Here is a 19371-nt window from a genome sequence, read left to right on the forward strand (position 1 = left end):
AGGCGACCCCTGAGGCCGGTCGTGGCAACGCTCCTACGCCTGGGCCAAGGCCGCCGTTCCCTGATGTCCCGTCCGCTGTCCCAGCAGATCTCCCTGCGCCTCCCGCTCCACCATCTCCCGGAGCGGTCCCGCCACCGCCGCCAGCTCCGCGTACGCACCGCGCTGGACCACCCGCCCCTGGGCCAGCACGATCACCTCGTCGACCGCGTCGAGTCCGGCCAGCCGGTGGGTGATCAGCAGCGTCGTACGCCCCTCGGTGGCGGCCAGCAGGTCCGCGGTGAGCGCGTCGGCCGTCGGCAGGTCGAGATGTTCCGCGGGCTCGTCGAGGACGAGGACGGGGAAGTCCGCGAGCAGGACACGGGCGAGTGCGAGCCGCTGCCGCTGGCCGCCCGACAGCCGCGCGCCGTGCTCGCCGATCAGCGTGTCCAGGCCCTCGGGCAACCCGTCGACCCAGTCGAGCAGGCGCGCCCCGGCGAGCGCGTCGCGCACCTCCGCCTCGCTCGCGTCCTTCCGCGCGAGCAGGAGGTTCTCCCGTACCGAGCTGTCGAAGAGGTGCGCGTCCTGAGCGCACAGCCCGACCAGACGCCGTACGTCGTCGCCGTCGAGCGCGTACGCGTCCGTGCCGCCGAGCGTGTACGTACCGGCGCTCGCGTCCAGGAACCGCAGCAGCACCTGAGCCAGCGTCGTCTTGCCCGACCCGGAGGGGCCGACCACGGCGACCCTGCGGCCTTGTTCGAGCACGAGGTCGAGCCCGGCGAGCGCGTCCCGCCGCTGCCCGTCGTACCGGGCGGTCAGACCGTCAAGGACGAGAGGGAAGGGCGACGCGGGCGCGGGCCGCGGCCGCTCCGGCTCGCGTACGGGCTCGGGGGCGTCCAGGACCTCGTACACGCGCTCGGCGCTCCTGCGCACCCGCTGCCGGTGCTGCACGGCGAGCGGCAGCCCGAGGACGGCTTCGAAGGCGGCCAGCGGGGTGAGCACCACGACCGCCATGGTCACGCCGCCGAGCCGCCCGTCGGCGACGGCCTGGGCGCCCACGAGCGCGGCGGCGGCGACGGTCAGACCGGTGACGAGCGCGGTGAGTCCGTCACCGAGCGCGGTGGCGGTGGCGGCGCGGGAGGTGATGCGGGTCAGCGCGTTGTCGGCGCGGCGGGCCGCGGCGGTCCGCGCGGGCAGCGCCCCGGCGACGGTCAGTTCGGCGGTCCCGGTGAGGAGATCGGTCACCCGGGTCGCCAGCACACCCCGGGCGGGTGCCAGCCTCCGTTCCGCGCGGCGCGCGACGGCACCGGTCACCAGGGGCACCCCGGCACCGGCCGCCAGCAGCCCGACCGCGAGAACCGCACCCGCCTCGGGCAGCAGCCAGGCGATGAAGCCGACCGCGCCGACGGAGACGACGAGCGCGGAGCCCATGGGCAGCAGCCAGCGCAGCCAGTAGTCCTGCAGCGCGTCCACGTCGGCCACCAGCCGCGACAGCAGATCGCCGCGCCGCGTGGTGCGCAGCCCGGCCGGGGCCAGCCGCTCCAGACGCCGGTAGACGGCGACCCGGGTGTCGGCCAGCATCCGCAGCACGGCGTCATGGGACACGAGCCGCTCCGCGTACCGGAACACGGCTCGGCCGATGCCGAACGTCCGCGTGGCCGTCACGGCGACCATCAGATACAGCACGGGAGGCTGCTCGGACGCCCGTGAGATCAGCCACCCCGAGGTGGCCATCAGCCCGACGGCACTTCCGAGCGCGAGACTGCCGAGCAGCAGCGCGAGAGCGAGCCGCCCTCGTCGGGGACCGGCCATCGCGCGGACGCGAGCGAGTACGCCACCGCGTCGTACGGGAGAGAGGGCGGGCATCCGCTCGTCGGCGCCCTGGGGCTCCTCCGACGCTTCCGGGCGGGGCGGCGACACGGTCACGTTCCGGGTCGGGCCGTCCTCGGTGCCGTACTCCTTCGCGTCCAGCCGCACCGTCCGGTCCGCCAGCGCGAGCAGTGCGGGCCGGTGCACGACCAGCAGTACCGTCCGCCCGACGGCCAGCCGCCGCACGGCCTCCACGACCTCGGCCTCGGTCGCCCCGTCCAGGGACGCCGTCGGCTCGTCGAGCAGCAGCACCGGCCGGTCGGCGAGGAACGCCCGTGCCAGGGCGAGCCGTTGCCGCTGCCCGGCGGAGAGCCCCGCGCCGTCCTCGCCGAGCACCGTGTCCGCTCCGGCGGGCAGCGCGTCCACGAACTCCAGCGCTCCGGCGTCGGCCAGCGCCCGCCGTACGGCGGCATCGTCCGCGTCCGGCCGCGCCAGCCGTACGTTGTCCGTGATGGTGCCCGCGTACAGATGGGGCCGCTGCGGCACCCAGGCGATCCGCGAGCGCCACTCCTCCAGATCGGCCGAGGCGAGATCGACTCCCCCGACCCGTACGCGCCCGGCGGTGGGCGGCACGAATCCGAGCAGGACGTCCAGCAGGGTCGACTTGCCCGAGCCGCTCGATCCGACCAGGGCGACGGTCTCACCGGGGCGGACCGTCAGCGACACGTCGGACACCGCGTCGCTCGACCGCCCGGGGTAGCGCACGGTCACGCCCTCGACGGCGATCTCCCCCTGCGGAACACGCTCCGTGCCGGAGGAGGGCACCGGTGTCTCCAGTACCGCGAAGATCTCCTCGGCGGCGGCCAGCCCCTCGGCCGCCGCGTGGAACCGCGCGCCCACCTGGCGCAGCGGCAGATAGGCCTCCGGCGCGAGCACGAGGATGACCAGACCGATGTACAGATCCATGTCGCCCTGGACGAGCCGCATACCGATGGTCACCGCGACGAGCGCCACCGAGATCGTGGCCAGCAGCTCCAGGGCGAAAGACGACAGGAAGGCGATCCGCAGCGTCCGCATGGTCGCCTGGCGGTACTCCCCGGTGATCCGCTTGATGGACTCGGCCTGCGCCTTGGCCCGGCCGAACACCTTGAGCGTGGGCAGCCCGGCGACTACATCGAGGAAGTGCCCGGACAGCCGGGACAGCAGCCGCCACTGACGATCCATCTGGGCGCGGGTGGCCCAGCCGATCAGGATCATGAAGAGCGGGATCAGTGGCAGCGTGACGACGATGATCGCCGCCGACACCCAGTCCTCGGTCACGATCCGGGCGAGCACCGCGATCGGTACGACGACCGCGAGCCCCAACTGGGGCAGATAGCGCGAGAAGTAGTCATCGAGGGCGTCGATGCCTCGGGTGGCCAGGGTGACCAGCGAGCCGGTCCGCTGCCCGCTGAGCCATCCGGGGCCAAGGGCCCCCGCCTTCTCCAGCAACCGCCCCCGCAGCTCGGACTTCACCGCCGCGCCGGCCCGGTGTGCGGCCAGTTCGGTGAGCCAGGAGACCAGCGCCCGACCGACCGCCACGGCCACCAGAAGCAGCAGAGGGGTCCGCAGTTCGGCGACCGAGTGGTGGTGCTGGAAGGCCCCGACCACCACGTCGGCGATCAGCATCGCCTGGGCGATGACCAGGACCGACCCGACGGCACCCAGGGCGACGACCGCCACCAGGAAGAGGCGCGTGGCGCGGGCGTAGCGGAGCAGTCGCGGATCGATCGGTTTCACGTGAAACACACTCTCTTCTCACGGAGCACGTTCCACGTGAAACGTGCTCGTCGATTCCAGGTGGGTGTGTTTCACGTGAAACACACCCACCGGCCGGAATCAGTGCGCTGCGTCAGCGGCGATGTGCTGCGTGCCGATGCGCTTGCGGAACACCCAGTACGTCCAGCCCTGGTAGAGCAGAACGATCGGTGTGGCGATCACGGCGTCCCACGTCATGATCTTCAGGGTGTAGGGGCTCGACGAGGCGTTGGACACCGTCAGGTTCCAGGCCGGGTTGAGCGTGGACGGCATGACGTTCGGGAAGAGCGTCAGGAAGAGCATCGCGACCGCCGCCACGACCGTGAGGCCGGAGAACACGAACGCCCATCCCTCGCGTCCGATCTGGTTCGCCGCGAGCGCCGCGATGAGGGCCAGGACCGCGACGATCAGGGCGACCAGGCTCTTGCCGCCACCATGGGCGAGCTGTGTCCAGACCAGGAAGACCAGCGCCAGCGCGGCGGTCAGGAGACCGACCATGAGGGCCGTCTTCCGTGCGCGCTCCCGGATCTCCCCGACAGTCTTGAGCGCGGTGAACACCGCTCCGTGGAAGGTGAACAGGGTCAGTGTCACCAGGCCGCCCAGCAGGGCGAACGGGTTGAGCAGATCCCAGACGTTGCCCACGTACTCCAGGTTCTTGTCGATCTTCACGCCCCGCACGATGTTGGCGAAGGCCACACCCCACAGGAACGCCGGGATCAACGAGGTCCAGAAGAGCGCCGTCTCCCAGTTGCGCTGCCAGTGCTCCTCGGGGCGCTTGGACCGGTACTCGAACGCGACGCCGCGCACGATCAGGCAGAGCAGAATGAGGAGCAGCGGCAGATAGAAGCCGGAGAAGAGCGTGGCGTACCACTCGGGGAAGGCGGCGAAGGTCGCGCCGCCCGCGGTGAGCAGCCACACCTCGTTGCCGTCCCAGACGGGGCCGATCGTGTTGATCAGCACGCGCCGCTCGGTGCGGTCGCGGGCCAGCAGCTTGGTCAGGATGCCGACCCCGAAATCGAAGCCCTCCAGGAAGAAGTAGCCGATCCAGAGAACCGCGATGATGACGAACCAGAGGTCGTGAAGTTCCATGATGTCAGCGCTCCCTCGGCCTAGTACGAGAAGGCCATCGGCTTGTCGGCGTCACGGGAGTCGCCGCCGATCTTGGTGGGCGGGTTGAGATCGGCCTCGGTCAGCTCGGGCGGGCCGGCCTTGATGTACTTCAGCAGCAGCTTGATCTCGATGACGGCCAGCAGCGCGTACAGCAGCGTGAACACGGTCATCGAGGTGATGACCTCACCCTGGGAGACACCGGGGGAGACGGCGTGACGGGTTTGCAGCACGCCGTAGACGACCCACGGCTGCCGTCCCATCTCGGTGAAGATCCAGCCCCAGGAGTTGGCGATCAGCGGGAAGCCCAGGGTCAGGATCGCGATCCGCCAGTACCAGGTGGTGAGCTGAGGGCCGAGCGCCTTGTTCTTGAAGAGCACCAGATGGGGCACTTCGTCCTCACCGACCCGCAGGTGCTCCGGCAGCATGAACTTCTTCCGGGTGAGCCAGAGCCCGACCAGGCCGATGGCGAAGGACGCCATGCCGAAGCCGATCATCCAGCGGAAGGCCCAGAAGGTGACGGGAATGATGGGCCGGTAGTCGCCGGGGCCGAACTTCTGCTGCTCGGCCTTGTTGGTGTCGTTGATGCCCGGGACGAAGGAGTGGAAGTCGTCGTGGGCGAGGAAGGAGAGCACGCCGGGGACGGACAGCTCCACGGTGTTGTGGCCCTTGCTGACGTCTCCGTACGCGAAGATCGAGAACGGCGCGGCGTGCTGGCCGTCCCAGAGCGCCTCGGCGGCGGCCATCTTCATCGGCTGCTGGTCGAACATCACCTTGCCGAGCCGGTCACCGCTGATCGCGGTGAGCATGCCGCCGACGATGATCGTGACCAGACCGAGCCGCAGCGAGGTCTTCATCACGGCGATGTGCTTCTTGCGCAGCAGGTGGAAGGCGGCGATGCCGATCATGAAGGCGCCACCGGTCAGGAAGGCCGCCGACAGCGTGTGGAAGACCTGGACGAGCACGGTGTTCTGGGTCAGGACCTGCCAGAAGTCCGTGAGCTCGGCGCGCCCCCTGGCCTTGTTGATCCGGTAGCCGACGGGGTGCTGCATCCACGAGTTGGCCGCGAGGATGAAGTACGCCGACAGGATCGTGCCGACGGAGACTATCCAGATGCAGGCGAGGTGGATCTTCTTGGGGAGCCGGTCCCAGCCGAAGATCCACAGCCCGATGAACGTGGACTCCATGAAGAAGGCGATCAGGGCCTCGAACGCCAGCGGGGCGCCGAAGATGTCGCCGACGAAGCGCGAGTAGTCGGACCAGTTCATGCCGAACTGGAACTCCTGGACGATGCCGGTGACGACACCCATCGCGATGTTGATCAGGAAGAGCTTGCCCCAGAACTTCGTCGCCCGGAGGTACTTCTCCTTCTCTGTCCGCACCCAGGCGGTCTGCAGGCCTGCGGTCAAGGCAGCGAGCGAGATCGTCAGTGGAACGAACAGGAAGTGGTAGACGGTGGTGATACCGAACTGCCATCGCGCCAGAGTCTCTGGCGCCAACGCCATGTCCACGTCGTCTCTCCTTACTCGCCGTGGTCAGCGGCCAGCTTGCCCCTTTTGCCACGCACACCGCGGGATCAACCGGGACACGCTTGTGAACGCGTTCACATTCACAAGAAATTATGACGCATGGTGGTTTCGACCCGGATAGGCGGGGGTCCCTAAGTGCGGCCATCGGTCCCGACCTGGCTCACGCGGCCCCGGACATGACTCCGCCCCCAAGATCAGCAACGCGAGCTGAAGATCTTGGGGGCGGTACAGGCGGTCCGCGGGATCCCTCGGGCGACCCCTGAGCGATCCCTGGCGATCTCTAGAGATCCCGGTGGAAGGCCTCCGCCACCTTCACGAAGATGTCGTTCGCCTCGGTCTCGCCGATCGTCACGCGCACGCCTTCGCCCGCGAAGGGCCGCACGACCACACCGGCCTGTTCACACGCCGCCGCGAAGTCGGTCGTGCGCTCCCCCAGCCGCAGCCACACGAAGTTCGCCTGCGTATCGGGCACCGTCCAGCCCTGGGCCCGCAGCGCCTCGAGCACACGCGTGCGCTCGCACACCAGCGAGCCGACCCGGCCGAGCAGTTCGTCCTCCGCGCGCAGCGAGGCGATGGCCGCCTCCTGGGCCAACTGGCTGACGCCGAAGGGCACCGCCGTCTTGCGCAACGCCGCGGCCACCGGCTCATGGGCTATCGCGAAGCCGACCCGCAGCCCGGCGAGGCCGTACGCCTTGGAGAACGTGCGCAGCACGCAGACGTTCGGACGCTCGCGGTACAGCTCCACGCCGTCCGGCACCTCGATGTCGCGGTTGAACTCCCGGTACGCCTCGTCGAGCACCACCAGCACATCGCGGGGCACCCGGTCGAGGAAGCGCTCCAGCTCGGCTCGGCGCACCACGGTGCCGGTCGGGTTGTTGGGGTTGCAGACGAAGATCAGCCGCGTCCGGTCGGTGATCGCGTCCGCCATCGCGTCCAGGTCGTGCACATCGCCGGGGGTCAGCGGCACCTGCACCGAGGTCGCACCACTGACCTGCGTGATGATCGGGTACGCCTCGAAGGACCGCCAGGCGTAGATCACCTCGTCGCCCGGACCGCTCGTGGCCTGCACCAACTGCTGGGCGACACCGACCGAGCCCGTGCCCGTGGCGATGTGCGACTCGGGTACTCCGAAGCGCTCCGCCAGCTCGCACATCAGCCCCGTGCACGCCATGTCCGGGTAGCGGTTGAACGACAGGGCCGCCGCCGTCACGCTCTCCATCACGCCCGGCAGCGGTGGGTACGGGTTCTCGTTCGAGGACAGCTTGTAGGCCACCGGTCCGCCGGCCGCCGCAGGCTTGCCGGGCTTGTAAGTGGGGATACCCTCCAGCTCGGTACGCAGCCTCGGGCTCGTCTCGCTCACCGCAGTCCTCCTCACACGCGCCGGCTCATGGCCGCCACCGGCTTCCAATGCTTCTCACCTTATGAGGATTCGGCGCCGCTGCGAATGGGCTGTGGACAACCGACTCCGCACCGGCACGCCAGGGGGGCGCATTGCCGCACTTCGTGTGCGCGGGTGGCTCACGCCGTAGCGCGCATCCCTCGTGAAGGTGAGTTGAGACCGCGTCGGCATCCCGGCGCCTGGGCGGGCGCACGCGCACCAACACATCGCGTACGGATGCGAGGACGCTCAATTCCCTTGCTGTTCACGGTATTTGACGCTTGTTGACCATGCAGAAACGTGCCTGCCGAGGGGTGCATATGCGTCCGCACCCCGCCACCGTATGCGCCCTACTATCGGCTCGCCATGACAGCAGCAGGGAAGCACCAGGTGAGCCAGGCGGAGACCTCCCGCCGAGGCAACCGGCCGGGCCGAGCGGGCATCAGAGACGTGGCGGCTGCCGCCGGGGTCTCCATCACGACCGTCTCCGACGCCCTCAACGGCAAGGGCCGGCTGCCGGACGCCACCCGACGCCATGTCCGCGAGGTCGCCGAACGGCTGGGCTACCGCCCCTCGGCCGCGGCCCGCACGCTCCGTACCGGCAAGTCGGGCCTCATCGGCCTGACCGTGACGACCTACGGGGATGAACCTTTCACCTTCACGGAGTTCGCGTACTTCGCGGAGATGGCCAGAGCCGCCACCTCGGCCGCGCTCGCCCGCGGCTACGCCCTGGTCATCCTGCCCGCGACCTCGCGCCACGACGTGTGGTCGAACGTCGCCCTGGACGGCACGGTCGTCATCGACCCGTCCGACCAGGACCCCGTGGTCAGCGAGCTGGTGCGCCAGGGGTTACCGGTCGTCTCCGACGGCCGCCCGGCCGGTGCCCTCCCGGTCACCGCGTGGGTCGACAACGACCACGAGGCCGCGGTCCTCGGCATCCTCGACCATCTGGCGGAGGCGGGCGCCCGCCGGATCGGCCTGCTGACCGGCACCACGACGGACACGTACACCCACCTGTCCACGACCGCGTACCTGAGGTGGTGCGAGCGCGTCGGGCAGGACCCTGTCTACGAGGCCTACCCGGCCCACGACCCGTGCGCGGGCGCCGTCGCCGCCGACCGGCTGCTGGCCCGTCCCGACCGCCCCGACGCGGTCTACGGGCTCTTCGACCCGAACGGCACGGACCTGCTGGCCGCCGCCCGCCGCTACGGCCTGCGCGTGCCCGACGACCTGCTGCTCGTCTGCTGCAGCGAGTCCACCGTGTACGCCAACACCGAACCGCCCGTCACCACGCTCTCCCTCAAGCCGCGTCGGATCGGCACGGCGGTGGTGCAACTCCTCATCGACGCCATCGAGGGCGTCGAGACGGAGCAGCCCATCGAGCGGGTGATACCGACGGAGCTGATCGTGCGTACGTCGTCCGAGCGGCGTCCGCCCCGTACGACGATCAGCCCGCCCCGGTCGCCGGAGAAGGGATAGGCCGACGATGACCCGCGGGGGACACACAGGTCACCCGCACACGCCCGGGAACGACGACCGGTGTCCCGACGGTGAAAGCCCTGCCCAATCGGGGCGAATGCCGCGGTGGACCCTGGTCCGTCCCCGATTCACCACCCCTGGGTCATCACACGGCGCGATCCGCATTCCTATGATGGGCCCACGACACCGCGGGCCGCTGCGACCAGGCAGTCCGATGCGGTGCACAGGCAGTCCGATGCGGTGCGGATGCGGCGCGATGGTGGAGGGGTCGATGACTCAGGGGGCCGGTCAGGGACCCGAGGTGGAGCGTACGGCGACGGTGCGTGACTTCCGGGTGCCCGCGTATGTCCACCAGGCCGGTCCGTACGCACAGAGCACGTCCCCCGGCGAGGCCGCCGAACCGGTGGCCGCGCAGAAGTCGTTCGCCCGCGGGTACTCCGCCGAGTACACGCCCACCGAGCGCGATCTGCCGGTGATCAACCGTGGTGACACGATCCAGGTGAGCGTCGACCCGATGCCCGTACCCGCCCCGCAGACCTCCGACGGACCCGGTCCGCTGTTCGTCGTCGGGGATGTCCACGGCTATCTCGACGAGTTGGTCTCGGCGCTCCAGGAGAAGGGGCTCATCGACGCCTCGGGGAACTGGTCCGCGGGCACGGCGCGGCTGTGGTTCCTGGGCGACTTCACCGACCGCGGGCCCGACGGCATCGGCGTCATCGACCTGGTGATGCGGCTGTCCGCGGAGGCCGCCGCGGCCGGCGGCTACTGCAAGGCGCTCATGGGCAACCACGAGCTGCTGCTGCTGGGCGCCAAGCGGTTCGGCGACACCCCCGTCAACTCCGGTGCGGGCACTGCCACGTTCCAGGCGGCCTGGCTGCTCAACGGCGGCCAGAAGAGCGACATGGACCGGCTCCAGGACCACCATCTGCAGTGGATGGCCCGCCTGGACGCCGTCGAGAAGGTCGACACGTATCTGCTGGTGCACTCGGACACCACCGCCTACCTCGACTACGGCGACTCCATCGAAGCGGTCAACGACACCATCCGCGAGACGCTCACGCGTAATGACCCGGACGAGGTCTGGGACCTGTTCCGCAAGCTCACCAAGCGCTTCTCCTTCCGCGACGAGGGCGGCGCCGACGCCGTACGGTCCCTGCTGGACACCTACGGCGGTACGCGCATCGTCCACGGCCACAGCCCCATCCCCTATCTGCTGGGCCAGGTCGGTTCGGAGGACGGCGAGGACGACACGGGTCCGGTGGTCGAGGGTCCGCATGTCTACGCGGACGGACTGGCGATCGCGATGGACGGCGGCGTGACCATGAACGGAAAGCTGCTGGTCCAGCAACTTCCGCTGGGCGGCTGAGCGTTCAGACGTAGGGAATTCCCCGGAGTGACGGCCGTCGGAGAACGGTGACGGCCGGGGCAATTTCCGGAAACCCCCTGTCACCCTATGGCGTCACCGCTCTACCATCTGCTTATCCGTAGCAGGCTCCCCTCCGTTTCTGCCCGACGGCTCGTCAGCATGCCGAGCCCCAAGCCCTACGGAGCATCGGGGGATGCACATGAACAGCGTTCCGCAGCACCTGCTGAGCGAGGACCGCCAGGACTACGAGCGGATCCTCGATGAGGCGCTGCGCTCCGCCGCACACCGCCCTGAACCGACCGTTGCCGGACAGCGACTCACCTTCGACCAGCTCCGCACCATGGCGCTGGACGCCACCGCTCTGATCACCGCGGCGGCGGCCACCGAGTACCAGCACTACGTGGAGGTCCGCGAGGAACTGCGGCGGCCGACGCCGTCCGCCCCGCGCATCCAGGAGAGCGCCACCGCCTCTCCCGAACCGGACCCGGACCCGGACTCGAGCCCGAACTCGGCCCCGGAGCCGGACGGTCCAGGGCTCGCCGCTTCGGTGGGAGAGGCCGCGGCGAGCGCCGGAGCCGGTGCTGTCGTCACGGTGCTCGCCCCCGTCCTCGCCGGTGCCGCCGCGGCGATCTTCCTGCTCGTGGGCTACCTCCTCAAGATGATCTATCCCGACGAGACGTTCGTCCGGACCCTCCTGACCACCGGGTGGGTCTTCGGCGCGGTGACCGCGGCGGCGATGCTGGTCGCCGCGACAGGACTGCTGCTCACCGCGCTGCGCCACGGCTCCGCCACCGAGGAGGCCGTGGCCCGGGAGGCGTTGGCGGCGGAGGTGGCCCGCGCCAGGGAGGCCTGGCACAAGGCGCTGCGGGAGCGCGGCATCCTGCCGTTCCTCCGCCGCGCCCTCGTCGTCCCGGACACGACCGTGACGAGCCGGAAGGAGCCGGAACCGACCTCCAGCCGTATGCCGCACCTCGGCTATGACCGGCCGGGCTTCAGCAGCCCGGAGAACGGCCCCACGTCGGGCCCGCGCCCCCGCTTCAGCAGCCCGGACTTCACCAGCCCGGACTTCGGGGGGCCCGAGCACCGGCCGGAGTGACGTACGTCGTCCATCCGCCCGTCGCCGGTGCCGGTGCCGCCGCCGAGGGCGGTACCGGTACGTCTGGCGCGGGCGTGCGTACGTCCGGCACGGGCGCGCGTACGTCCGGCGCGCGCGGGCCGTGCCGTCCGGGGCCGCGCGTTCTTGCAATGATCGGGCGATGACCGCGCCGCAGCATCCGCCGCCCTTCCCACCCGCCGAGCCGTCCCCGGTCCCCGGTCCGGGCCGACCACACCGACCTGACTCGGGTGCGGGGCACGGCCCGGAGGACGGCCGTGCTCATGGATCGGGCGGCGGGCACGGCCACTCCCACAGCCATGGCCCCGCCGCCCCTGTGTCGCGGCATCTGCGCCGGGTCATCGCCGCGGTCCTCGTCCCGTTCACCGCGGCGGTCGTCGTCGGACTCGCCGTGCTCTGGCCCGACGGCCTCCCCGCGCACCCGCGCAGCGGCGTCGGCTTCGACCGGCAGACCCAGCAGGCCACCGTCACCACCGTCACGGACATGCCCTGCGCGTCCGCGAACACGGCCCCTGGAACCGACCCCGCGTCCGGCTCCGGCGGCACCTCCACCACCGAGAGCGCCTCGCCTCAACAGCAGGCCGGGGACTGCAAGAAGGCGACGATCCGGGTCGACACCGGCGAGGGCAAGGGCCGTACGTTCACGGAGGTCGTCCGGCCGGACCAGTCACGGCAGTTGCACCAGGGCGAGAAGGTCGTGGTCGCGTACGAACCCTCCGCGCCCAGGGACTTGCAGTACTCGGTGACCGATGTGAACCGCTCGTTCCCCATGGCGCTGCTCGCCGGGATCTTCGCCGTCGCCGTGGTCGTCGTGGGCCGGATGCGCGGCGTCATGGCGCTGATCGCGCTGGCGGTCAGCTTCCTGATCCTGAGCCTCTTCATCCTGCCCGCGATCCTCCAGGGCTCGAATCCCCTGCTCGTGGCGGTGATCGGCGCGAGCGCCATCATGCTGATCGCCCTCTACCTGTGCCACGGCCTCTCGGCGCGCACCTCCGTGGCCGTCCTGGGCACGCTCATCTCGCTGTCCCTGATCGGCGTCCTGGGCTCGCTGTTCATGGACTGGGCCGCGCTGACCGGCAACACGGACGACAACACGGGCCTGATCCACGGGCTGTATCCGCACATCGACATGAGCGGTCTGCTGCTGGCCGGTGTCATCATCGGTTCGCTCGGGGTGCTCGACGATGTGACGGTGACCCAGACCTCGGCCGTCTGGGAGCTGCACGAGGCGAATCCGTCGATGGGCTGGCGCGGTCTGTACCGCGCGGGCATCCGCATCGGCCGTGACCACATCGCCTCGGTCGTCAACACGCTCGTCCTGGCCTACGCGGGCGCCGCGCTGCCCCTGCTGCTGCTCTTCTCGATCGCCCAGAGCAGCGTCGCCACGGTCGCCACCAGTGAGTTGGTCGCCGAGGAGGTCGTGCGCACTCTCGTCGGCTCGATCGGGCTCGTCGCCTCTGTGCCGGTGACGACGGCGCTGGCCGCCCTCGTGGTCTCGGCCGACCGCCCCTCGGCGACCGCCGCCGCCTCGGCACCGGCACGCGGCGGGAAGAGGCGCCGCCGCAAGCGCTGAAGCGGCCCGCACCGCGCGAAGGGCCGTGGGAGGCGAACCGTTACGGCGCCAGGATCGCCCTCAGCCCGCGCTCTGTTCCTCCGCCAGGATCCGGTCCAGGACTTCGTCCAGACGGGCGTCGAAGCCCGAGAGGGATCCTTCCTGCCCCAGCGGTACGAGCTTGTCCGTACGGTCGAGGAACGCCACGAGCGGCACCGCGCCCGACCGGAACAGGGCCTGGTCGGCGCCCACCTGAAGCCGGATCAGCACATCGCCGAAGGAGTCCGGTTCGGCGGGTGCGATGTGCACATCTCCGATACCGCACGGCCGCCCCACCCCGTCGACCAGCAGCTCACGCCCGAACGCCCAGGTCACGGGCGCATCACCGGGAAGGTGAAAGGTCAGCCGCACGGCATAGGGATCACATGTCTCGTAGCGCAGTTCCACCGGGATACGGAACGAGAGCTCGTCCGAGACGAGAAAGCTCATCATGACCTCTGCCTGTACCGACTCACGCATCGCCTACCCCGTCAGTTGCCGTCGACTGGCCAGGAATCGTCCCCCTGACACCTGCTGGAAGTTTGCTGAAAGTGCACAGCAGATCACAAGGCGTGAGTTTTCAGATGCTGATAGAGAAGGCGCGCGCCCTTGAGGCCTTCCCGGCCTCCCCCTGCGCCCTACCTGCGCCGAGCAGCGGTCGTTGGCCTGGCGCGCGGGCGGACAGAGACCCATCATGACGGCCACGTCACGTACCGCATAGGGGGGATCGCCCGAACGGGGTAACGGTCGACAGGGCCCCGGCCGGATTCGATCGCTTCGTCGGGCCGGGACCAGAGGCACGGGCCGATCGCGGAGGCATGCCCCTGCGGAACCCGATCCGCTCGACGGCGGCGGGCGGCCCGGGGAGTAGGCGACGTCGCGGATCTGGATCCCGCTCCGCCGGAGACGCAGTAGACCATGTGAGGCAGCGGAGGCGATCGGATCACGCCATTGTGCGAGGGCATGCGAAGGCGTGCGACGGCATCAGAGGGCGTCGACGTCAGAGGGCGTCACCCTTCACTCAAGGCATCCATGCAGGGCGTCATCCCTCGTGCTGGGACGTCTTCTGCCGGACCGCGTCGCTGCTCAGCCGCTCGGCCGCCTCGCCGAGGAAGAACAGACCCTTCTCGCGGCGCAGATAGCCGTCGTGGGTCAGGGTGCGCAGCAGGTGGTACGCCGTGGGAAGCGCCAGGCCGACCTCGCGGGCCAGTTGCTTGGCGGGCGCCCCGTACGCGTGGTCGGCGACGGCCTCCAGCAGCCTCATCGCCCGCTGCACGGATCCGATGAGCGTGGTGGAGTGCGGCTGCACGCGCGGGAGGCAGGCCTCCGCCGGTGAGGTGCGCCGCTGTGCGGGCGGGGCGGGGGGAACTGGGGGTGCGGGGCGGGCCGTGGCCAAGGATCACTCCCGAAGCGCGAGGAGGGCCGCCCGTGCGGGGACACGGGAGGTGGATGCGCCACGCGCGGCGCCGGCCGCGCGCCGAACTCGGACTCTAACGGTCCACCGCCGCCCGCCGATGGCCCTCGGGGGAAAACTTCCCTCGGCCGAGCGAACCTCGCCGCCCCGTTATCGACCGGCCGTCACCGCTCGCCCCTGACGCGCCGTTCCCCGCCCGCGCGACGAGGGCGCGGCGCGCTCCGATTTGCTCACCAGTCACCGCGGGACGAGGAGTTCGACATGAACTTCCGTACGACGTAGATGAGTCCGCCGACCAGCGCGACGAAGAGCAGCACCTTGAAGAGGAGCGCGATGACGAAGCCGACGACGCTCGCTATCACGCTGCCGAACACGACCAGAGCGATGACCGGCACCGCGATCCACTTCACCCACCACGGCAAACTCGCGAAGATCTCTCGCATCGCCTTGTCCTTGTCTCTCCACCCGCCGCCCCGCGTCCTGTTCGGGGGCTCCGCTTCCGGGCTCTTCGGTGTCCTGCCTTCGATGCTAGGGGCGCGAGGGGGCGGACGGGGCGCTCCGCACCCCTTGTCCTCCCCTGATCGTCCCCCTAGGGAACCCCGAGACGGGCCTCAGCTCTCGGGCGGAGAGAACACCACCAACACCCGCAGGTCCTCGGTGATGTGGTGGAACTTGTGGGCGACCCCGGCGGGCACATAGACGACGCTGCCCCGCGCGACCTGGGTGGTCTCCGTACCGACGGTGATCGCGGCCCGGCCGCTGACGACGAAGTACACCTCGTCCTGGCGGTGCGGCTGTTGGGGGTCCAAGGCGCCCGCGTCGAGTGCGTACAGGCCCACCGACATGTTCCGCTCCCGTAGGAACTGAAGGTAGGCGCCGTCATGGGCGGCGCGCTCCGCGTCCAGTTCGTCCAGTCGGAATGCCTTCATCGTCCTTGTTCCGCCCTTGCTCGCTCGCAGTCGGCCCCGTCTGCCACGATCAGACACATGAAGCAATTCGTAGTCAAGACGATCGCCAACGCCGGGGCCCTGGCCGTAGCCGTCGGGCTGCTCGACAAGATCTCCCTGACGGGTTCCAGCACCGGTAAGAAGATCGGCACGCTGCTCGTCGTCGCGCTGCTCTTCGGCCTGGTGAACTTCCTGGTCAAACCGGTCCTCAAGGTGCTGACCTTCCCGCTGTTCATCTTGACGCTCGGCCTGATAACCCTGGTCGTCAACGCCCTGATGCTGCTGCTCACCTCGTGGATCGCGGGCAAGCTGGATCTGAGCTTCCATGTCTCGGGCTTCTGGACCGCCGTGGTGGGTGCCCTGATCGTCTCGATCGTCTCCTGGGCCCTGAACGTGGCCCTGCCGGACGGCAAGGATTGATCGGGTGAGCCGTATGTCCTGGCGTATCTGCTTCGTCTGTACCGGCAACATCTGCCGCTCCCCGATGGCCGAGTCCGTCTTCCGCGCGCGTATCGAGGAGGCTGGCCTCGACGGTCTGGTCGAGGTCGACAGCGCCGGTACGGACGGCTGGCACGCGGGGGAGGGCGCGGATCCGCGGACCGTCGCCGTCCTCGAGGCGAACAGATACGCCGGCGATCACACCGCGCGGCAGTTCGATCCCTCGTGGTTCTCCCGTCTCGACCTGGTGATCGCGCTCGACTCCGGCCATCTCAAGGCCCTGCGCCGCCTGGCCCCCGGCCCCGAGGACGCGGCGAAGGTCCGGCTCCTGCGCTCGTACGATCCCGCCGCGCACGAGGACCTCGACGTTCCCGACCCGTATTACGGAGGGACGGACGGCTTCGAGGAGTGCCTCGAGATGGTGGAGGCGGCCAGTACGGGCCTGCTCGCCGCGGTGAGAGAACACCTGAAGGGAAGGACCGCATGACGGCACCGGACTTCGACACCTCCGGCGCGCCGGGTGACGGTACGCGCGCGGTGCGGGCGGGGCTGCCCGAGCCGGTCAAGTACGAGCCGACGCTCCCGGGGCCCGTCTTCGCCGCCCACTACCATCTGCCGGGCGAGCCGACAGGCCCGTACACCTACGGGCGGGACGAGAACCCCACCTGGACCCGGCTGGAGCAGGCCATCGGCGAGCTCGAGGCGCCCGGCCGGGAGGGCGTCGAGACGCTCGCCTTCGCCTCCGGCATGGCGGCGATCTCGGCGGTCCTCTTCTCCCAGCTCCGCGCCGGCGACATCGCGGTGCTGCCCGCCGACGGCTACCAGGTACTACCCCTGGTCCGCGAGCAACTGACCGCGTACGGCATCGAGGTACGCACCGCGCCGACGGGGGCCGACGCCCAGCTCGGCGTCCTCGACGGCGCGAAGCTGCTGTGGATCGAGACCCCCTCGAACCCCGGGCTGGACGTCTGCGACGTACGGCGGCTCGTCGCGGCGGCGCACGCCCAGGGCACGTCGGTCGCCGTCGACAACACCCTGGCGAGCCCGCTCGGCCAACGGCCCCTGGAACTGGGCGCCGACTTCTCCGTGGCCAGCGGCACCAAGATGCTCACCGGGCACGGCGACCTCCTGCTCGGCTACGTGGTGGGCCGGAACGCCGGGCCGATGGCCGCCGTACGCCGCTGGCGCAAGATCGTCGGGGCGATCCCGGGGCCCATGGAGGCCTGGCTCGCGCATCGTTCCCTGGCCACGCTCCAGTTGCGTGCCGACCGGCAGACCGCCAACGCGCTCGCGATCGCCGAGGCGTTGCGCGGCCGGTCCGAGGTGAGCGGGCTGCGGTATCCGGGCCTGCCCGAGGACCCCTCCCATGAGATCGCCGCGCGGCAGATGCGCCGGTTCGGCTGCGTGGTGTCGTTCACGTTGCCCACGCGCGCGCGTGCCGACCGCTTCCTCGAGGCGCTGCGCATCGTCGACGACGCGACCAGCTTCGGAGGCGTCCGGTCCACCGCCGAGCGGCGGGGGCGCTGGGGCGGCGACGCGGTGCCGGAAGGCTTCGTCCGTCTCTCGGCGGGCGCCGAGGACCCCGAGGACCTGGTCGCCGATGTGCTGCGGGCGCTGGACGAGTCGGCCACGCTCTGAGCCGCCACCACCGCCGCGGGGAGGCGCCCTTCGACGGGGCGGCGTGCGCCCTGGGAGCCCTTCTCCGCACAGCAGACGGTCCGAGCCTCCCCCCTCGTGGCTCGGACCGTCCCGGTTCTGCGCGCGAAGAACCGTGCGACCAAGGCTAGTTGACTCTATGTCAGTGTCCAATCACAGTAGCGACAGAGACCTATCGACTTATTTATAGTTGAGCGCGGCCGAAGGTGCGGGGAGGGGAGGGGCACCATGGATGTGGCCCTCCTGCGCACCTTTGTGACCGTGCACCGGGCCGGCTCCTTCACGCGCGCCGCGGCGCTGCTCGGCCTCTCGCAGCCGGCCGTCACGTCCCAGATCCGTACCCTGGAACGGCAGTTGGGCCGCCCTCTCTTCCTGCGCCAGGCCCGCGGGGTGACCCCCACGACCATCGGCGACGAACTCGCGCACAAGGCGGCGCCCCATCTGGACGCCCTGGTGGAGATCGCCGAGACGGAGCTCGACGAGCATGCGACGCCGCGCACTCTCCATCTCGCGGGCCCGCCCGAATTCACCGCCGAACGCGCCCTGCCCGCACTTGCGGAGCTGACCGGCGACGACGGCCAGGGGCTTGCCCTGCGCGCCTCCTTCGGGAACGCCGACGAGTCGCTGGAAGGGCTCGCCGCCGGGCACCATGACCTGGCCATCACCACGGCCCGGCCGCGCGGCGCGCTGCTCACGGCGACCCCGCTCTGCGACGAGGAGCACATCCTGGTCGCCTCCCCGCGCTGGACCTCCTGCCTGGACCCCGGCGAACTGCGCCGTATGAGCGCGCGTGTACTCGAGGACTTCCCCGTGGTCGAGGTGCATGAGTCGCTGCCGTTCGTCGCCCGCTACTGGGCGTCTGTCTTCGACTCCCGTCCGGCCGCCTCCGGCACCGTCGTCGTCCCTGATCTGCGCGCGGTCCTCGCCTGTGCCGCCACCGGCGCGGGCCTCGCCGTGCTGCCGCGCTATCTCTGCACCCCCGCGCTGGAACGAGGCGATGTGGTGGCCCTCCATGAACCGGCGGTGCCCCCGCTGAGGACGTACTTCCTCGTGGTCCGCACCGGCACGATGGCCATGCCGCACATCGCGCGGGCGCACGAGTGGTTGCTCCGGGCCGCAGCGAACTGGAGTTGATCGGCAACTGCCCGAGGTCTGCCCGGGTTCGGCGCCTTGTGAGGCACGCGATGTTTCACGTGGAACATGCTGGGCCACATTTCACCCATGACCGTTCGCCCTGTGGTCAAGCGCACCGCCCGCGCCATCCTGCTCGATGGCGACGACCTGATTCTGATCAAGCGGACCAAGCCAGGCGTCGATCCCTACTGGGTCACACCGGGGGGTGGGGTCGAGCCGTCGGACACGACCGTCATCGACGCACTCCACCGTGAAGTGCACGAGGAACTCGGCGCCAAGATCACCGATGTGGTGCCCTGCTTCGTGGACACCGTCGAGCACATCGGCGAAGACGGTGGCGCGACCGGTGTGAAGGTCCAGCACTTCTTCGTCTGCCACCTCGAGTCCATGGACGAGCATCTACGGCACGGCCCGGAGGTGGAACAGCCCACCGGCACCTACGAGATCGTGCGGGTGCCCTTCACCCGGGTCGGCATCGCGTCCGTCCATCTCGTCCCGCTGTCGCTGCGGCACTACCTCGACGGAAACATCGAGGGCGTACGGGCCATGCACGCGCCTGACCTGGGCTGATACCCGGAGGAGGAGATTCCCTCCAGGGCTCCGCTCCCCACCGCCGCCCGGTCGACCCTCATCTGC

The 19371-nt window shown here is 70.2% G+C and carries 16 protein-coding genes and 1 pseudogene; 9 read left to right on the forward strand and 8 right to left on the reverse strand.

The genetic code is table 11. The annotated features are described in order from the left end of the window. Positions 1 to 33: 33 nt before the first annotated feature. From cydD to hisC, 4 genes are all read right to left on the reverse strand, one after another. Entirely contained in the window at positions 34 to 3564 is a 3531-nt protein-coding gene (gene cydD / locus ACZ60T_RS20045; RefSeq protein WP_469667092.1) for a thiol reductant ABC exporter subunit CydD, read from the reverse strand. Positions 3565 to 3663: 99 nt separating this feature from the next. After that, positions 3664 to 4671: a cytochrome d ubiquinol oxidase subunit II gene (gene cydB, locus ACZ60T_RS20050; RefSeq protein WP_469667094.1), complete on the reverse strand. Its 1008-nt coding sequence runs from the start codon at positions 4669 to 4671 to the stop codon at positions 3664 to 3666. Positions 4672 to 4691: 20 nt separating this feature from the next. Further along, positions 4692 to 6200 carry a cytochrome ubiquinol oxidase subunit I gene (locus tag ACZ60T_RS20055; protein WP_365628912.1) on the reverse strand — a complete coding sequence of 503 codons (1509 nt, stop codon included), beginning with the start codon at positions 6198 to 6200 and terminating at the stop codon, positions 4692 to 4694. A 298-nt stretch (positions 6201 to 6498) separates the two neighbouring features. Then, positions 6499 to 7578, reverse strand: a complete 1080-nt coding sequence (gene hisC / locus ACZ60T_RS20060; protein ID WP_365628909.1) for a histidinol-phosphate transaminase — start codon at positions 7576 to 7578, stop codon at positions 6499 to 6501. A 384-nt stretch (positions 7579 to 7962) separates the two neighbouring features. On the opposite strand from hisC, the gene ACZ60T_RS20065 reads away from it, so the two are divergent. The 4 genes from ACZ60T_RS20065 to ACZ60T_RS20080 all read left to right on the forward strand — a co-directional run bounded on the left by ACZ60T_RS20065 (position 7963) and on the right by ACZ60T_RS20080 (position 13128). Then, complete coding sequence (locus tag ACZ60T_RS20065) at positions 7963 to 9075, forward strand: LacI family DNA-binding transcriptional regulator (protein WP_252425324.1); 1113 nt, start codon at positions 7963 to 7965, stop codon at positions 9073 to 9075. Positions 9076 to 9346: 271 nt separating this feature from the next. Then, on the forward strand, positions 9347 to 10441 hold the full coding sequence (locus ACZ60T_RS20070) for a metallophosphoesterase (RefSeq protein ID WP_469667095.1): 1095 nt from the start codon (positions 9347 to 9349) through the stop codon (positions 10439 to 10441). A 193-nt stretch (positions 10442 to 10634) separates the two neighbouring features. Continuing rightward, on the forward strand, positions 10635 to 11537 hold the full coding sequence (locus ACZ60T_RS20075; protein WP_469667096.1) for a hypothetical protein: 903 nt from the start codon (positions 10635 to 10637) through the stop codon (positions 11535 to 11537). 160 nt (positions 11538 to 11697) lie between these two features. Beyond that, the gene (locus ACZ60T_RS20080) at positions 11698 to 13128 is read left to right on the forward strand and encodes a YibE/F family protein (protein WP_469667097.1); all 1431 of its coding nucleotides are present in this window, start codon (positions 11698 to 11700) and stop codon (positions 13126 to 13128) included. Positions 13129 to 13188: 60 nt separating this feature from the next. Here the strand turns inward: ACZ60T_RS20080 and ACZ60T_RS20085 are convergent, their stop codons facing one another. The 4 genes and pseudogenes from ACZ60T_RS20085 to ACZ60T_RS20100 form a co-directional block, all read right to left on the reverse strand. After that, on the reverse strand, positions 13189 to 13626 hold the full coding sequence (locus ACZ60T_RS20085; protein WP_252425328.1) for an SsgA family sporulation/cell division regulator: 438 nt from the start codon (positions 13624 to 13626) through the stop codon (positions 13189 to 13191). Positions 13627 to 14209: 583 nt separating this feature from the next. After that, positions 14210 to 14542, reverse strand: a pseudogene (locus ACZ60T_RS20090) (helix-turn-helix domain-containing protein); the annotation flags it as partial. Positions 14543 to 14790: 248 nt separating this feature from the next. Then, complete coding sequence (locus ACZ60T_RS20095) at positions 14791 to 15003, reverse strand: DUF5326 family protein (protein ID WP_252425329.1); 213 nt, start codon at positions 15001 to 15003, stop codon at positions 14791 to 14793. A 168-nt stretch (positions 15004 to 15171) separates the two neighbouring features. Next, on the reverse strand, positions 15172 to 15489 hold the full coding sequence (locus tag ACZ60T_RS20100; RefSeq protein WP_252425330.1) for a cupin domain-containing protein: 318 nt from the start codon (positions 15487 to 15489) through the stop codon (positions 15172 to 15174). 57 nt (positions 15490 to 15546) lie between these two features. Between ACZ60T_RS20100 and ACZ60T_RS20105 the strand changes: the two genes are divergently transcribed. The 5 genes from ACZ60T_RS20105 to ACZ60T_RS20125 all read left to right on the forward strand — a co-directional run bounded on the left by ACZ60T_RS20105 (position 15547) and on the right by ACZ60T_RS20125 (position 19305). Further along, entirely contained in the window at positions 15547 to 15927 is a 381-nt protein-coding gene (locus ACZ60T_RS20105) for a phage holin family protein (protein ID WP_365628891.1), read from the forward strand. 13 nt (positions 15928 to 15940) lie between these two features. Then, positions 15941 to 16432 carry a low molecular weight protein-tyrosine-phosphatase gene (locus tag ACZ60T_RS20110; RefSeq protein WP_469667360.1) on the forward strand — a complete coding sequence of 164 codons (492 nt, stop codon included), beginning with the start codon at positions 15941 to 15943 and terminating at the stop codon, positions 16430 to 16432. Next, positions 16429 to 17583 carry a cystathionine gamma-lyase gene (locus ACZ60T_RS20115; protein ID WP_469667098.1) on the forward strand — a complete coding sequence of 385 codons (1155 nt, stop codon included), beginning with the start codon at positions 16429 to 16431 and terminating at the stop codon, positions 17581 to 17583. The genes ACZ60T_RS20110 and ACZ60T_RS20115 overlap by 4 nt, the downstream gene beginning before the upstream one ends. A gap of 246 nt (positions 17584 to 17829) precedes the next feature. Beyond that, complete coding sequence (locus ACZ60T_RS20120; RefSeq protein WP_469667099.1) at positions 17830 to 18735, forward strand: LysR family transcriptional regulator; 906 nt, start codon at positions 17830 to 17832, stop codon at positions 18733 to 18735. 87 nt (positions 18736 to 18822) lie between these two features. Then, positions 18823 to 19305, forward strand: coding sequence for an NUDIX hydrolase (locus tag ACZ60T_RS20125; protein WP_365628882.1), 483 nt, complete (start codon positions 18823 to 18825; stop codon positions 19303 to 19305). The last annotated feature ends 66 nt before the right edge of the window (positions 19306 to 19371 follow it).

This window comes from Streptomyces sp. NPDC104371 (assembly GCF_055583785.1).